Source organism: Cobetia sp. MB87, assembly GCF_011319755.1.
Classification (GTDB): Bacteria; Pseudomonadota; Gammaproteobacteria; order Pseudomonadales; family Halomonadaceae; genus Cobetia.
On sequence record NZ_VFBC01000012.1, the window covers coordinates 113,867 to 127,564 of the forward strand.

The 13,698-nt window shown below is 61.3% G+C and carries 8 protein-coding genes and 2 rRNA genes; 3 read left to right on the top strand and 7 right to left on the bottom strand.

All coding sequences use genetic code 11. The features are described from left to right. Window positions 1–184: 184 nt before the first annotated feature. The 3 genes from CDPAHKCJ_RS13235 to purL form a co-directional block, all read right to left on the bottom strand. Window positions 185–1,006 (bottom strand): crotonase/enoyl-CoA hydratase family protein, encoded by an 822-nt coding sequence (locus CDPAHKCJ_RS13235; RefSeq protein ID WP_166020216.1) that lies wholly within the window; start codon window positions 1,004–1,006, stop codon window positions 185–187. A gap of 213 nt (window positions 1,007–1,219) precedes the next feature. Beyond that, on the bottom strand, window positions 1,220–2,866 hold the full coding sequence (locus CDPAHKCJ_RS13240; protein ID WP_205700876.1) for an FMN-binding glutamate synthase family protein: 1,647 nt from the start codon (window positions 2,864–2,866) through the stop codon (window positions 1,220–1,222). A gap of 237 nt (window positions 2,867–3,103) precedes the next feature. Continuing rightward, entirely contained in the window at window positions 3,104–7,018 is a 3,915-nt protein-coding gene (purL, locus tag CDPAHKCJ_RS13245; RefSeq protein WP_166020218.1) for a phosphoribosylformylglycinamidine synthase, read from the bottom strand. A gap of 172 nt (window positions 7,019–7,190) precedes the next feature. Between purL and mltF the strand changes: the two genes are divergently transcribed. Together mltF and CDPAHKCJ_RS13255 are read left to right on the top strand one after the other, a co-directional pair. After that, window positions 7,191–8,684: a membrane-bound lytic murein transglycosylase MltF gene (mltF, locus tag CDPAHKCJ_RS13250; protein WP_166020219.1), complete on the top strand. Its 1,494-nt coding sequence runs from the start codon at window positions 7,191–7,193 to the stop codon at window positions 8,682–8,684. An 82-nt stretch (window positions 8,685–8,766) separates the two neighbouring features. After that, window positions 8,767–10,722, top strand: coding sequence for a diguanylate cyclase (locus tag CDPAHKCJ_RS13255; RefSeq protein WP_166020221.1), 1,956 nt, complete (start codon window positions 8,767–8,769; stop codon window positions 10,720–10,722). 38 nt (window positions 10,723–10,760) lie between these two features. Here the strand turns inward: CDPAHKCJ_RS13255 and tadA are convergent, their stop codons facing one another. Continuing rightward, the gene (gene tadA, locus CDPAHKCJ_RS13260; protein WP_166020246.1) at window positions 10,761–11,207 is read right to left on the bottom strand and encodes a tRNA adenosine(34) deaminase TadA; all 447 of its coding nucleotides are present in this window, start codon (window positions 11,205–11,207) and stop codon (window positions 10,761–10,763) included. Between the two features lie 200 nt (window positions 11,208–11,407). Between tadA and CDPAHKCJ_RS13265 the strand changes: the two genes are divergently transcribed. Beyond that, window positions 11,408–12,253: an acyl-CoA thioesterase II gene (locus CDPAHKCJ_RS13265; RefSeq protein WP_166020222.1), complete on the top strand. Its 846-nt coding sequence runs from the start codon at window positions 11,408–11,410 to the stop codon at window positions 12,251–12,253. 151 nt (window positions 12,254–12,404) lie between these two features. On the opposite strand, the gene CDPAHKCJ_RS13270 is transcribed toward CDPAHKCJ_RS13265, so the two are convergent. The 3 genes from CDPAHKCJ_RS13270 to CDPAHKCJ_RS13280 form a co-directional block, all read right to left on the bottom strand. Next, on the bottom strand, window positions 12,405–12,683 hold the full coding sequence (locus CDPAHKCJ_RS13270; RefSeq protein WP_166020224.1) for a hypothetical protein: 279 nt from the start codon (window positions 12,681–12,683) through the stop codon (window positions 12,405–12,407). A gap of 393 nt (window positions 12,684–13,076) precedes the next feature. After that, window positions 13,077–13,192, bottom strand: a 5S ribosomal RNA gene (rrf, locus tag CDPAHKCJ_RS13275). 137 nt (window positions 13,193–13,329) lie between these two features. After that, window positions 13,330–13,698, bottom strand: a 23S ribosomal RNA gene (locus tag CDPAHKCJ_RS13280); the annotation flags it as partial.

A 13,698-nucleotide genomic window follows, 5' to 3' on the forward strand; every position in this document is an offset into this window, starting at 1 on the left:
AACGCTGCCGACAGGCAGCCCCGGGGAAGTGAGGGCTGACAGGGACGTGAGGGCTGACAGGAACATTGACATCAAGGGGCCGCCGAATCGCAGGAAGGGACAATGTCCCCATTATCCGCATCAGCGACTGCAGCGGCAAAGTGGGTGTGGATAACCTGAGCCCGTCAGTCTTGGCCCGTCAGGATCAAAAGCGCGGCGCGCGCCCCTCGAGCTTGGCCTTGATGCACTCGGTCTGTTCCGCGCGCCCCAGCAACGAGGACTGCAGCTGTGCCTCAAGCGCCAGCGCCTCGGCTTCCGGCGCAGCGAGGGCCTCGTCATAGAGACGCGTGATGGCGCGGATGGCGCTGGGAGAGCGCCCGGCAATCTGGCGCGCCAAGGCCAACGCCTCTTCCTGCGGGCTGGAGATGATACGCGTCACCAGCCCGGCGCTCTGCGCCTCGTTGGCCTCGATCTTGCGTCCGCTCCACGTCAGCTCGTGCAGCCAGTCCGGTCGTACGCCACGTGCAGTGACGCTGATGCCCATGTCCGGAATGATGCCCCAGTCGATCTCGAGCACCGCCAGGCGCGCATCAGGATCACACAGGCGAATGTCAGCCCCCAGCGCGATCTGCAGGCCGCCACCGAAGACATTGCCATGCAAGGCGGCGATGACCGGCACCCCGACATCACGCCAGCCCAGCGCCAGCTGCTGCACGGTATTGCGCTGTGGCGCACAGCCGTTGGCCCCCGCGACCAGCAACTGCGGCACGCGGGCGGCGTCTCCCATGATGGCGGCGATATCCAGCCCCGCACAGAAACTGGGCCCCTCCCCCGACAGCACGATGGCGCGCAGGCCTGACTCCCGGGCGCGGGCATGCAGCTCCTGCTGTACAGCCAGCAGGGCATCGATCATCTTCCAGTCGATGCCGTTGTGCTTGTCAGGACGATTGAGGCGCACGTCGGCGACATGCTCACTGATCGAGAGGGTCACATAACGTTCAGGCGTGAGATGGGTAGCGTCAGACATGGCGGTCTCCCTGCAACGGATAACGAGCAAGCACGCGCTCGAACGATTTCACGACAGTGCCGAGCGATGGCACTCATCCAGTGATAAACCCAAAAGGCGCAGGCAACCACACTGCGTTCGTCGAGCTGCCCATGGGCAAGACTCGCTACGTCCCAGTGTGACTGCCTGCGCCCGGTTGTTGAACGGTCGTTTGGTCGCAGGGGTGACGTTTGTCTACTCGCGCTTGGCCCCCGACACCTCTGACAACGATCGAGGCTGGAAGCTCTCGGCCTGGGCCATCGCCCAGACACGACGATAGAAGGGATAGTCATCCCCTTGCGTCAGCAGCGCGCCCTTGGTCAGGAAGGGATGCAGGTGCGAGAACAGCTTGACCTCATTCTCGGAGACACGATGCACCAGGTGGTCCGGAGTGATCTGCCACGGCGTGTGCAGGCCCGCCGCCGACAGGATCTCGGCCAGCGCATGCAGGGTGTTGTGATGGAAGTGACGCACCTGATCGGCCTTGTCTTCCACGACCAGCGATTTCTGGCGCAGATCATCCTGGGTGGCGACCCCCGTCGGGCACTTGTTGGTGTGACAGCTCAGTGACTGGATGCAGCCCAGCGCGAACATGTATCCGCGTGCGGCATTGACCCAGTCCGCCCCCAGCGCCATCACGCAGGCGATATCGAAGGCACTGATGATCTTGCCGCTGACACCGATGCGCACCTCATCACGCAGCCCTGCGCCCACCAGCGAGTTGTGGACGAACTGCAACCCTTCACGCAGCGGGGTGCCGAGGTGATCGGTGAATTCGGTCGGTGCGGCGCCGGTGCCGCCCTCACTGCCATCGACGACGATGAAATCGGGCACGATCCCGGTCTCGAGCATCGCCTTGACGATGGCCATGAATTCCCACGGCTGACCGAGGCACAACTTGAAGCCCACCGGCTTGCCACCCGACAGCTCGCGCAGGCGCTGGATGAAGCTCAGCAACCCGGCGGGCGTGGAAAATTCACTATGGCTCGCAGGCGAGATGCAGTCCTCGCCCATCGCAATGTCACGCGTCTCGGCAATCTCCGCACTGATCTTGCTGGCGGGCAGGATTCCGCCATGCCCTGGCTTGGCGCCCTGACTGAGCTTGATCTCGATCATCTTGACCTGGGGGCTGACCGCCTTCTTCGCGAATTTCTCCGCATCGAAGCCGCCCTTGTCATTGCGGCACCCGAAATAGCCACTGCCGATCTCCCAGATCAGATCGCCCCCGAATTCGCGGTGATAGGGGCTGATGCTGCCCTCACCGGTGTCATGGGCGAAGTTGCCCAGCCTGGCCCCCTTGTTCAAGGCGCGGATGGCATTGGCACTCAAGGAGCCGAAGCTCATCGCCGAGATATTGAACAGCGAGGCGTTGTAGGGATGCGAGCACTGGGAGTTGCCGACATTGAGACGAAAGCCCTTGGGGTCCGGCACGCTCGAGGTCTGCATGGAATGACCGATGAACTCATAGCTGTCGGAATAGACATCCAGCAAGGTGCCGAACGGCTGCGACGAATTGCGCTGGCGTCCGCGGGCATAGACCAGCTCGCGCTGCTTGTGGGAAAACGGCAGCTGATCGGTGTCCGACTCGAACAGGTACTGACGCATCTCCGGACGCAGCGCCTTGAACAGATAGCGCATGTTGCCGATCACCGGATAGTTGCGACGCACGGCGTAATCCGATTGCCGCAAGTCATTGAGACCAACCGCGATCAGCAGCACAAAGAAGATGGCCAACGGCCACAGCCAGGCATTCTGCATCGCCAATGGAAGGCAGATGAGCGCCCCTAGGATACAGAGCAGAAACACGGAATAACGCGGCAACAGCGACCATTTCAGCTTCATCACGACATCCTTGTAATGTGTCAGGCAGGGATTCACGACCTCGGGCATGAGGCTTGGCCTCCACCTTAAGCTACCCGGCGTCCGACACCCAGCTCGCGCCATGGAACGCCATGTTGAGCAAGCCAGACGCGAGTCCTGTATCACTCGCCTTGCTTCGGCCCCAACGCAAGACGCCCCCATGGCCTTTACCATGGGGGCGTCTCTCATGCTGTCATCCCGTGATGACCGACCGTGGGATCAATCGACCCAACGACGTGCATTGCGGAACATGCGCAACCAGGCACCATCCTGCTCCCAGTCATCCGGACGCCAGGAGTTGGTGACGGCACGTGCCACGCGCTCCGGGTGCGGCATCATGATGGTCACGCGACCATCATCGGTGGTCAGACCGGTGATACCGGACGGCGAGCCGTTCGGGTTGGCCGGATAGCGCGTGGTGGTCTGGCCGTAGTTGTCGACGTAACGCAGCGCGACCTGGCCGCTGCTCTGCATCTTGCGCAGGTGCGCGCTGTCGCGGAACTCGGCACGCCCTTCGCCATGCGCGATGGCGATCGGCAGGCGCGAGCCTTCCATGCCATCGAGGAACAGCGAGGCGCTCTTCTCGACCTCTACCATCGCGACACGCGCCTCGAACTGCTCGGACTCGTTGCGCACGAAGCGCGGCCAGGCCTCGGCACCCGGGATCAGCTCCTTGAGCTGGGAGAGCATCTGGCAACCGTTGCAGACGCCCAGCGCGAAGCTGTCGTCACGCTGGAAGAAGCGCTCGAACTGTTCACGCGCACGCACATTGAACAGTACCGACTTGGCCCAGCCGCCACCGGCGCCCAGCACATCACCGTAGGAGAAGCCGCCACAGGCGACCAGTCCGCGCATGGTATCCAGATCAACACGCCCTTCAAGGATGTCGCTCATATGGACATCGACGGCCTCGAAACCGGCACGGTCGAAGCTTGCCGCCATCTCGAGCTGACCATTGACGCCCTGCTCACGCAGGATCGCCATGCGCGGACGTGCACCGGTATTCAGGTACGGCGCCGCGATGTCCTCGTTGACGTCGAAGGTGGCCTGGGCGCTAAGGCCCGGATCACGCACGTCGTTGATGGACTCGAATTCACTCTTGGCGCAATCGGCGTTGTCACGCGCGGCCTGCATGCGATAGCTGGTCTCGGCCCACAGCCGCTCGGCACTGGCGCGGGTGGTGGAGAGCAGGTTCTGGCCCAGCAGCGTGATGTTGATCTGCTCATCGGCACGCGGCGTGGCGATCACGCCACTGTGCTCGAGCCCCACGGCCTTGAGTTCGGCGAGGATGGACTCGGTATGCTCGCGACGCACCTGCACCACGGCGCCCAGTTCTTCGGCGAACAGCGCGCCGGTGGCCTGACCCGGCTCGGCGGCGGTCCAGTCGAGGGAGATGTCGAGACCGACACGTCCCGCGAAGGACATTTCCATCAAGGTGGTCAACAGACCACCGTCACTGCGGTCGTGATAGGCCAGCAGCTTGCCTTCGACGTTGAAGCGCTGGATGGCCTCGAAGAAGTGCTTGAGGTCTTCGGGCTTGGCAAGATCCGGCGCTTCGTTGCCGACCTGACCATAGACCTGCGCCAGCGCGGAGCCACCGAGACGGTGAGCGCCATGACCGAGATCGATCAGGATCAGGTCCGTCTCCACGGCCTCGCCATTCAGCGTGCGACGCAGCTGAGGCGTGAGGGTACGCATGGCATCGGTGACCGGCGCGAAGCCTGTCATCACCAGCGACAGCGGCGCGGTGATCGACTTGTCTTCACCGTTCTCGTCCTGCCAGGCGGTACGCATGGACATCGAGTCCTTGCCGACCGGGATGGTCAGATCCAGCGCCGGGCACAGTTCCATGCCGACGGCGTGGACGGCTTCGAACAGCGCCTGATTCTCGCCGGTGTGATCGGCAGCGCTCATCCAGTTGGCGGACAGTTTGATGTCAGACAGCCTGGCGATCGGCGCGGCGGCCAGGTTGGTGATCACCTCGGCCACGGCCAGACGCGCGGACGCTGCCGGCGAGATCAGTGCGACCGGCGTGCGCTCGCCCATCGCCATCGCTTCACCGACATGGCTGTCGAGGGAGCTGGTGGTGACGGCGCAATCCGCCACCGGCACCTGCCACGGGCCGACCATCTGGTCACGCGCGACCATGCCGGTGATCGAGCGGTCGCCGATGGTGATCAGGAATTTCTTGGAGGCGACGGTGGGCAGCTGCAGCACACGGGTCATCGCTTCGCGTGGGTCGAGGTTGTCGAGACCCAGCGCCGGCAGTTCCAGCGTCTGGCGCTCGAAGCTGCGTGACATCTTGGGCGGCTTGCCGAACAGCACATCCATCGGCAGATCGACCGGACGCGTATCGAAGTGACCATCCTTGACGATCAGCTCGTGCTCCTCGAGGGCTTCACCAACCACGGCGTACAGGCAACGCTCGCGCTTGCACAGGGCTTCGAAGGTGGCCAGATTCTCAGGCGCCACCGCCAGCACGTAGCGTTCCTGGGATTCGTTGCACCAGATTTCCAGCGGGCTCATGCCGGATTCGGCGCTCGGCACGGCGCGCAGATCGAACAGACCACCGCGACCGCCATCCTTGACCAGCTCCGGCAGGGCATTGGACAGGCCGCCCGCGCCGACGTCGTGGATGAAGCAGATCGGGTTCTTGTCATCCAGCGCCCAGCAGCGATCGATGACTTCCTGCACGCGACGCTCCATCTCGGCGTTGTCACGCTGCACGGAGGCGAAGTCGAGGTCTTCGCTGGAGCTGCCGGAGGCCATGGAAGAGGCAGCACCGCCACCCAGACCGATCAGCATTGCCGGGCCGCCCATCACGATCAGCTTGGCGCCGACCGGAATGTCGCCCTTCTCGACGTGCTGGCTGCGGATGTTGCCGTAACCGCCCGCCAGCATGATCGGCTTGTGATAGCCGCGACGTTCGATACCGCCGGCACCGAAGGCATCCTGCTCATAGGTACGGAAGTAGCCATTGAGGTTGGGACGGCCGAATTCGTTGTTGAACGCAGCGCCACCGATCGGGCCTTCGAGCATGATGTCATAGGCGGTCTTGATGCGCTCCGGCTTGCCGTAGTCGTGCTCCCACGGCTGCTCGAAACCCGGGATACGCAGGTTGGAGACGCTGAAGCCGGTCAGACCCGCTTTCGGCTTGGAGCCGACACCGGTCGCGCCTTCATCACGAATCTCGCCACCGGCACCGGTCGCGGCGCCCGGATAGGGAGCGATGGCGGTCGGGTGGTTGTGGGTCTCGACCTTCATCAGGATGTTGATCGGTTCCTGATGATAGGTATAGATGTGGCCTTCGCCTGTCGGGAAGTAACGCCCGGCGGTCGGGCCTGCCATGACGGCAGCATTGTCACTGTAGGCGGACAGCACGCCATCCGGATGATGCTGGTAGGTGTTCTTGATCATCTTGAACAGCGAGTGCGACTGCGCTTCGCCGTCGATGGTCCAGTCCGCATTGAAGATCTTGTGGCGGCAATGCTCGGAGTTCGCCTGAGCGAACATCATCAGTTCGATGTCGGCAGGATTGCGGCCCAGATTCTTGAAGGACTCGACCAGATAATCGATCTCGTCATCCGCCAGTGCCAGGCCCAGAGAGCCATTGGCCTGCACCAGTGCGTCACGACCACCGCCGAGGATGTCGACATGGGCAAGCTTTGCCGGGGCCTGATGCTGGAAGAGGCGCGCCGCGTCCTGAGTACGCGTCAGTACCGTCTCGGTCATGCGGTCGTGCAGTCGGGAGGACAGCGTGGCGAAGAGTTCTTCGCTCAGAGGGGCGTCGAGCTTGATGCGGTAGGCGATGCCACGTTCGAGGCGGCGGACTTGCGGGAGACCACAGTTGGCAGCGATGTCGGTGGCCTTGGAAGACCAGGGCGACAGCGTGCCGAGGCGGGGAACGACGAGGAAGAGATGACCTTCGGGAGAGCTCTCGTCGCGACTGGGGCCGTAGTCCAGCAGACGCTCGAGCGTGCTCCGGTCAGTACTGCTCAGTTCACCATCGACCTCGGCCAGATGCAGGTACTCGGCATGAAGGGATTCCACCTCCGGCACCAGCTCGCGCAATGCAGCCAGTAGACGGGAGTGACGGAAGGCGGAAAGGGCAGGCGCGCCTCGCAGTTCGAGCATGGTCAGGGAAAGCCTCTGAAGCAGCGTGAACGGACAACCGCCGAGCGGCGGCAGCAAGCGCATATCATACGTGAAAGCCGCCCGTGAACGAAGCCCGGCAGTCACATGCGTTGGATGACAGTGTGAAGCGCTGTCGGTATGGTGAAAGCCCTGCCGTGAATGATGCTGACGCATGCTCAAGACCTCGCCCTCTTCTCTCATTCCGCCCGTGCGACAGCTGCTGCGCCATGCGCGGCGCTTCCTCGTCGCGGCACTGGCCCTCGCCTTGCTGATACTGCCTGAGCGCACCCTCATCGAGATGCCCACGCGGCTGGATGATGTCCGTGCACGCGACTTCATTCAGGTCGCCACCCGCAACACCCCCACGACCTTCTATCGTGGCCGTCAGGGGCCTACCGGTTTCGAGTATGAACTGGCACGAGACTTCGCCGATTATCTTGGCGTGAGTCTGTCGATGGATTCCGAGCATAATATCGAGAGCCTGACCCAGAGCGTGCTCAATGATCAGGCCGATCTTGCGGCCGCGACCCTGCCGCTGGATCTCTCCGAACAGGACCTGCGCTTCTCGCGCCCCATCCTCGAATTGCAGGCGATGGTGGTCTATCGGCGCGGCATGCACCCGCCCAAGGAATTGAAGGATCTGGTCGGCAAGCGCATCGGCGTCATCAAGGGCGCCGGCACCAGCCTGGTACTGCGGGAAGTCCAGCAGGATATCCCCGAGCTCAGCTGGAAGGAAACCGGCGAGCTTGAGGTGGCGGACCTGCTGCAACGCATCGAGGAAGATCAACTGGATGCGGCGGTCGTCTATGCCCACCAATTCAAGCTCAACCGCCTGTTCTTCCCCAATGTGGAGAACGGCTTCGACGTGGGCGATCCTCTGACGCTGGCCTGGGCCTTCCCCGCACATGGCGACATCTCATTGCTGACCGCCGCCAATGATTTTCTCGAGACACGCCGTCAGGATGGCACCCTCGATCAATTGGTCGAGCGCTATTTCGGCCATGATGACTATCTCGAGTATGTCGGCGCACGTACCTTCATCCGCCAGGCACGCGACCGCCTGCCGCGTTATATCAACACCTTCAAGGAAGCCGCGCGCGAAACCGGCATCGACTGGAAACTGCTGGCCGCTACCGGCTATCAGGAATCGCACTGGCAGCCCAAGGCCACCTCTCCCACGGGGGTGCGCGGCCTGATGATGCTGACCAACGTGACGGCGCGCGAAATGAATATCGCCAACCGTTTGGATCCCGTTCAGAGCATCGATGGCGGCTCACGCTATCTTGTGAGTATAAAGGGACGCTTGCCGGAGGAGATCAAGGAACCGGATCGCACCTGGATGACGCTGGCAGCTTACAATGTCGGCCTGGGTCACCTGTTTGACGCCAGACGCATCGTGAAGATGAAGGGCGGCGACCCGAATCGCTGGAAGGATGTCCGCGAAGCCCTGCCCTTGCTTCAGAATCGTGAGTGGTACCAGAAAGTCCGTTATGGTTATGCACGCGGCGGAGAACCTGTCATCTATGTCCGCAATATCCGTCGTTATTATGAAATACTGAATTATGTTTACCGTAGCCAGCAGCAGTTCTATCAGCTGGATGAGCGTCCGATTACCGACGACGAAGGCGACAGCAATCCCTTCGATACAGTGCCTCCGATTCTCTGAGGATGGAGTTCGGACCGTCAGCACTTCGGTGCCTCAAGTGCACGCATCTTCACCATGCATCAAGAGCCTCTAAGGACAGGGAATGACACGCAGACTCGTCTTGATGTCGCTAAGCCTGATCGCGTTCGGCATCGCCTTGCTGGGACTCTGGCCGTCTGCCGGCAATGAAGCCAATGCGCTGCTGCTGATGATGCTGACCCTGCAAGCCGCCGGCCAGGCTGCCTGGCATTGGCGCAATACCTCCCTCAGTCAGCTGTTCCTCAGCGCCTCATTGATCCTCAATATCCTGCTGATCTGTACCTTCCTGCTACCGGAAAGCTGGGTGGGAGTGGACCACTGGGGAGACCTGCTGATCAATCTGCCGGGCGACTGGCACATTGCCAATATCCGCCCGCCTATCCTGATCCTGTTTGCCTGTTTCGGCCTCACGACCTGCGCCCTGTTGCGCATGCGACTGGGATTCGGCTCTGCCATCCAGCTGACGCAAGTCACGCTGCTGTTGCTGTTTGCCATGATGTCCGACGCCAGTCTTTCCGTCGCCAGCATGGTGCTGGCAGGCCCGGAACGCATCAGGCTGACCAGCTTCGTCAGTCTGCTGTTGATCGCTCAATGGATCGATCTACAGCCGGCATTCATGCAGATGTGGCGCCGCAATCTCATACCGCTGATCATTTCCTCCTCGATTACCCTGGTCTGCCTTCTCGCCTGGCAGCAGCAAAGCCAGGACGAGAACAATCGCATCAACCAGTCGACCTACGTACTGGGCGACAAGATCGCCACGGAGCTGTCTCGCGAGATCAACGACCAGCTCAATGCGATGCGGCGTTTCGCCGGTTTCTGGAGCCTGATGGGACAGACACCGTCACGCGGAGAGTGGCAACGTCTGGCGCGAAGCTATTACAAGGATTTCGATTACTTCCAGAACATCGCCTTCATCGACCCGGACAGCGTGATAACGCGCGTCTTCCCGGACAAGGGTCGCAATCATGATGTGCTGGGTGTACGCCTGCTGGATGCTCAGCCGGACACGCCGCTGCGCAATCCTCTGGAACTCGGCATCGAGGGCCACACCGGTATCATCGACCTGATTCAGGGCGGCAAGGGCATGGTGTCCTACCTACCGGTACGTGACCCTCGTGATGGCACCATCCTGGGGGCGATCGCCATGGTGGTCGACCTGGCCCCTCTGCTCGACAGGGCCATGGACACGGCACGCAATGAGGCATTTGCGGTCACCCTGTCAGAGCGTGGCAACATCTATATCCATGTCGGCCCTGAAAGCCGTCTGGCGCCCTGGGGACATCGCATCCCCATCGAGCTGCCCGCCACTGACCTGACCCTGGGCCTGCAACCGACACAGCAGTATCTGGCGGCCACTCGTGGCCGTCTGCCGGAGGTAACATTGCTGACGGGGATGCTGCTGGCCTACCTGCTCTTCCTCGTCATCTACATGTATCGCCGCGTCTCGCAGGAGCACGGCATCGTCAAGAGTGCCAATGATGCACTTCGCGAAGAGATGGTACGGCGGGAGCGACTGCAGAACGAGATCCAGTGGCTGGCACGTCACGACGAGCTGACTCAGCTACCGAATCGTCGCTATTTCCTCGAGCAGGTGCAGAGTTTCAGTGGCAAGATGCCTCTGACGGTCATGATTCTGGATATCGACTTCTTCAAGACGATCAACGACAAGCTGGGGCATCTGGAGGGAGATCGCTACCTGCAGAAGATTGCCGCCGTTTCACGGACGCCCGTGGAGTCTGCCGGCGGCATACTGGCGCGTTTCGGAGGCGAGGAGTTCGTGGTGTGCATTCCGGAATGCCCACGCGCGGTAGGCCGTACTCTGGCGGAAGAGTTGCGGCGTGCCGTGCAGGCTGCAGGACTGCCGCAGCCCGCTACGGACAGCGTCGTCACGGTATCCGTGGGCATGGCATGCGTGGCGCGCGCCCCATTGCGCCTGGATGCCCTGCTGCAGGCAGCGGATGAGGCGCTGTATCGCGCCAAGTCCAGTGGTCGCAATCAGGTGCAGGTCGCTGCCTGACGGCCCATGGCGACCAATACAATGGCGACGCAGAGGGTTCAGCGCGGAAGCTCACCACGCCGTTCAGCGAAGAAGGACTTGAGCAAGCGCTTGGCCTGAGCGGCCAATAGCCCCCCTTCCACCTCGACGTGATGGTTATGCCAGGGCTGTGCAAACAGATTGGCACGCGATTCCACCATGCCTGTCTTCGGCTCTGCTGCCCCGTAGACGACCCGCTTCACCCGCGCGTGGATCAAGGCGCCAGTGCACATCATGCAGGGCTCCAGCGTCACATATAGCGTGCAATCGTCGAGACGATAATTGCCGAGTCTGGCCGCCGCCGCGCGCAAGGCCTGCACCTCGGCATGTGCCGTCGGATCAGGGGTGCTGACCGGCGCATTGTAGCCAGTACCGATGATGTCGCCCTGGGGATTGACCACCACCGCGCCGACAGGCACCTCGCCAGCCTCGAATGCCAGCCTTGCCTGGTCCAGCGCTCGGTGCATGTAGTAATGATCCCCACGTGGCCCACTCCGGGCCTGCGGCGCTATCGCCAACTCGTCACTCACCGTTGTTCTCCGGTATCCTGAGGCCATTGTTTCGCTCACCATGATAACGGCTTGGCGCTCGCGCTTCCTCCTGCATTGCCACCGCGTGCGGTCTGGCACTGCTCCGAGCGCCTGCCCCTCAGCACAAGGATAGATTCATGACCCAAACAGCTACTGCGCCTCTTGAGGCACTGGTCACCCTGCTGGGTCTTGAGACCCTGGAAGAGAACCTGTTCAGAGGGCACAGTCAGGACTTAGGCTTCCCTCAGCTGTTTGGCGGACAGGTACTCGGACAAGCGCTTTCCGCAGCGACACGCACGGTGCCGGTCGAACGCCAGGTCCACTCTCTGCATGGCTACTTCCTGCGCCCGGGCGATGCCCACAAGCCTGTCATCTATCAGGTTGACGGCGTGCGTGATGGCGGCAGCTTCACGACCCGCCGCATCAGTGCCATCCAGAATGGCAAGACCATCTTCTTCTGTAGCGCGTCCTTCCACGGCAAGGAGGCAGGCTTCGCGCATCAGCTCGCCATGCCCGATATCGAATCTCCAGAGCAGTTGATCGAACAGGGGGCACGCATCGAGCGCTACGAAGGCCATCCCATCGAGTTTCTGAGGCTCAAGGCGCCAGGCTCGGCGAGTGATGATGACGCCTGCCCACCACCACGCCAGCGGCTGTGGTTCCGATTGGCAGGCGAGCTGCCGGAAGATGATGCCCTGCATCGCTACCTGCTGACATACAGCTCCGACTTCAATCTGCTGGCGACAGGCCTCGGCGGGCATGGTGTGCGATTCGGATCGCCCGAACTGCAAATGGCGAGCCTGGATCACTCGCTATGGTTCCACCGCGATGTACGCGTCAATGATTGGATTCTCTATGAGATGGATAGCCCCTGGGCGGGAGGCGCGCGCAGCTTCGCTCGCGGCAGCCTCTACAACCGGCACGGCGAGCTGGTGGCATCCAGCGCCCAGGAGGGCCTGACACGCCTGCGCAAACGTCCCTGAACGAATCGCCCTGAGCGAGTTGCCCCCAGCAACGATGCCCCTCTTGAGACATTTTCAGAAGGGGCATCGTCATGTTTGGCTGCGTCTATCTACAACCTACAGCACTAAGACTAGCGCACTGCGATTCACTATTATCGCCTCAAAAGGGGAGTCACTTCAGTGCTGTCCTGACACGCGTGCAGTTTTCATCCCGATAGCGCTGCTTGTAGTCATTGCGCTGGGACTGCCAGCTTCGCATCTGGCCCGATGACCCGCCGCCGCGACGCCTATCGGTATAATATTCGATCTTGTCCTTGATGAACTGGCAGCGCTCTATCTTCCTCTCTCGCTCCCCGGCAGTTGCCATTTCTGATGACATCAGCCCCATCAAAAGAGCCATTATCCCTGCCAATAGAAGTCTTGATGGATAATATGAAAAGTCCCTCGACATGCCGCCTCCCTGCGCCTGCTCATGGATAACTTCAATGAGTGATATTCAATGACAGTGCAGTCACCGAGCAGGTGCTGCAACAGCAAAGATATCTCCCGATAAAGATATCTCTCAACAGCGTGGAATGCCTGTCGGTGGAGTCCAACCACACTAGAGTGCCAACACGCTTTTCAAGTAATACGGGGCCATATACAAGGATGCCTCTATCACAGAAGTGATAGAGGCATCCTTGTATCATATAGCTAATATAGCTCATGCAACTCTGTCTTGTGCTGAAGGCATTTACCCCAGCACGGCTGTTCTTCTGCGCCAATTTTTCCCGAGCACCACTTTTTCCTGCGCACAAAGAGAACCGCCCCTGCAGCAAGGCTACAGGGGCGGTTCAGTATAAGTGCCTGACGATGACCTACTCTCACATGGAGAAACTCCACACTACCATCGGCGCTAAGCGGTTTCACTTCCGAGTTCGGCATGGGATCGGGTGGTTCACGCTCGCTATGGTCGTCAGGCGAAACGGTGGCACCTTGCGGTGCCTGAGTCCCGAGGCTTGTGGCCTCGCGACTCGCAATATGAATCATGCTGACCGATATGTCTCGATCCTGTCGCAATCCCGGCGGTTTGCCTGGGCAAACCCCTTGGGTGTTATATGGTCAAGCCTCACGGGCAATTAGTACTGGTTAGCTCAACACATTGCTGTGCTTCCACACCCAGCCTATCAACCTTGTAGTCTTCAAGGGCCCTTCAGGAGGCGCAAGGCCTCAGGGAAGTCTCATCTTGAAGGGGGCTTCCCGCTTAGATGCTTTCAGCGGTTATCCCGTCCGAACGTAGCTACCGGGCAATGCCATTGGCATGACAACCCGAACACCAGAGGTTCGTCCACTCCGGTCCTCTCGTACTAGGAGCAGCTCTTCTCAAACTTCCGACGCCCACGGCAGATAGGGACCGAACTGTCTCACGACGTTCTAAACCCAGCTCGCGTACCACTTTAAATGGCGAACAGCCATACCCTTGGGAC

Coding starts and splice junctions, on each gene's coding strand:
- CDPAHKCJ_RS13265 (WP_166020222.1), top strand. CDS start 11,408: ATGACCCAAACAGCTACTGCGCCTCTTGAGGCACTGGTCACCCTGCTG.
- CDPAHKCJ_RS13255 (WP_166020221.1), top strand. CDS start 8,767: ATGACACGCAGACTCGTCTTGATGTCGCTAAGCCTGATCGCGTTCGGC.
- mltF (WP_166020219.1), top strand. CDS start 7,191: ATGCTCAAGACCTCGCCCTCTTCTCTCATTCCGCCCGTGCGACAGCTG.
- purL (WP_166020218.1), bottom strand. CDS start 7,018: ATGCTCGAACTGCGAGGCGCGCCTGCCCTTTCCGCCTTCCGTCACTCC.
- CDPAHKCJ_RS13270 (WP_166020224.1), bottom strand. CDS start 12,683: ATGTCGAGGGACTTTTCATATTATCCATCAAGACTTCTATTGGCAGGG.
- CDPAHKCJ_RS13240 (WP_205700876.1), bottom strand. CDS start 2,866: ATGAAGCTGAAATGGTCGCTGTTGCCGCGTTATTCCGTGTTTCTGCTC.
- CDPAHKCJ_RS13235 (WP_166020216.1), bottom strand. CDS start 1,006: ATGTCTGACGCTACCCATCTCACGCCTGAACGTTATGTGACCCTCTCG.
- tadA (WP_166020246.1), bottom strand. CDS start 11,207: ATGCACCGAGCGCTGGACCAGGCAAGGCTGGCATTCGAGGCTGGCGAG.